Raw genomic sequence first — 1,919 nt, 5'->3', positions numbered from 1 at the left:
TCGCGGCATCGCGAAGACCGTCGAGTTCTCGTCCGCTGAGTGTCCCAGAACAATCCACTGACGTCCGTCGTCGAGCACGCGCCGCACGCGCACGCCCGCGGGCATGTGCACCCGTCGAACCACCCGCCCGCCTGTCGTGTCGAAGAGGCACAGGGGGGCGCCGGGGGCTTCCTGCACCATCGGTCGTGGGCAGGCGCCCACATAGGCCAACGGCGCGCGTTCGGAGGGGAGCATGTGCTCGAAGGCGCCTCCGCGCCACCACTCCCAGGTCACACGGCCGCCCGAGGCCTCCACGCCCAGGAGCCTGCCTGCGGTGCTTTCCACGAAGAACACGCCTGGGCTCTGCTCACGCAGGGAGAGCGTCTCGCCTCTTGCGCGGAGCGACCACGCGGGGCTTCCGCTCGCTTGCAGCGCGCACAGGGTCTCTCCCCGCTGACAGACCAGGTGCTCTTCATCGATGGCGCCCACGTTGACCGGTTCGAATCCGTCGGGTCCGCTGTCGCGCGCAACCTTGTACGCGAGCCGGGTCTTTCCGTTCGAGGCGTCGAGCACGTCCACGCCGTCGGCTGTCTGCAGAAGCAGCGCGCCGCCTGCAACCCGCCCGCGCAGGCCGTCGCGTACGGCCAGCGTTCGGCTCCAGCGGGTCTGGCCCGTGACCGCGTCGAGCAGCCGACCTTGATCTCCGTCGACCACGAGCAGGCTCGAGGGCCCCACCGGAAGCACGATGCGGCCCGCGGCCGACCCACCTACGCTCCAGCGCGGCGCCAGTGTCTCGTCGAGCCCATGCAGGGCCGTGCTCGCTGTCTTCACTACGATGCCGCCCTCGTGTCGCAGTAGGCTCTCCAGTCTCTCGGGTGACCGCCACGAGGCCAACTTTGTGCCGTCCTCGATGGAGCGAACGACCACCCGATCATCTTCAATGACCGTCACGATACCGCGACTGCCGCTCAGCGGGTGACGCGGATTCGATTCGCCCCGCCAGAGCACGCGGCCGTCGGCGCAGTCGAACACCTCGTATGATCGCGGACCGGTGCGCACCACGCCGCGGAGGCACCCGTCGCGCCCTCCGTCGACCAAGGTCATGTCATCGAAGGTCACGCGCAGGGCACCGAGGTCGCGAGACCAGGTCACCGCGCCGGCATCGTCGATGCCACCGCGATCTCGCACCGTGATGCGCCAGGTGTACGTGGCCACCAGCGCGCAAACGAACACCGCCAGCAGGCCTGGGGCCACCCAGGCTGCGCGTCGCCGTAGCGCAGCAAAGACGAGATAGGTCATGGCAAGTGCCACGCTCAGGGCACCGCAGGCGACTGTGACCGAGCCTTCGTAGGGCACCGTGCCCCCGCTCAGCTCGGCAGACATGCGGCGGATGTGCGCCGTGACCGCCGATGACGCGTGGATGAACGGCAGCGCGCCCAGCAAGGCGGCGATGAGCGCTCCCGTGAGGACCATCGGCCATGCGGGTGTTCGCGGTGGCGCCTGGGTCGGTTTGTCGACGTGCTCGTTCTGGCTTTTCATGCTGGCTTTCTGCCCATGAACGTAGCAGAAAAATCGTTTGCGCACAGGTCCTTTCACCGTGAAAGCCGTTCTTGTCGAGAAGGAAACTCTTCGTTGATGCCTGAACCCGCGCCACATGTCCGTACTGCGTCCCTTCAGAGCCCTTCGTCCACGCCCTGATGTCGCCGCCCAGGTGGCATCGGTGCCCTATGATGTCGTCGACCGTGCTGAGGCTGCGGCGCTTGCCGCGGGGAACGCGCACAGCTTCCTCCACGTGTCGCGCTCTGAGATCGACCTGCCCGAGAGCACGCACCCGTACAGCGATGAGGTGTACGCGTCGGCTGCCAGCCGATTTTCGCGAATGCGCGCTGAAGGGGTGCTCATCGATGAGGCCTCCCCCTGCCTGTACGTCTATCGCCTGA

General features: G+C 67.5%; 2 protein-coding genes. One reads left to right on the top strand and one right to left on the bottom strand.

Annotated features, from left to right (window positions below; genetic code table 11):
- A partial coding sequence (locus tag EB084_24490; protein NDD31422.1) for a hypothetical protein occupies window positions 1–1,518 on the bottom strand: 1,518 nt, incomplete at its 3' end.
- Between the two features lie 115 nt (window positions 1,519–1,633).
- Here EB084_24490 and EB084_24485 point away from each other — a divergent pair.
- The coding region (locus tag EB084_24485) for a DUF1015 family protein (protein ID NDD31421.1) at window positions 1,634–1,919 on the top strand (286 nt) is incomplete at its 3' end.

The sequence above is a fragment of the Pseudomonadota bacterium genome (assembly GCA_010028905.1).
GTDB lineage: Bacteria > Vulcanimicrobiota > Xenobia > RGZZ01 > RGZZ01 > RGZZ01.
This window is presented reverse-complemented; position numbering and strand designations above follow the sequence as displayed.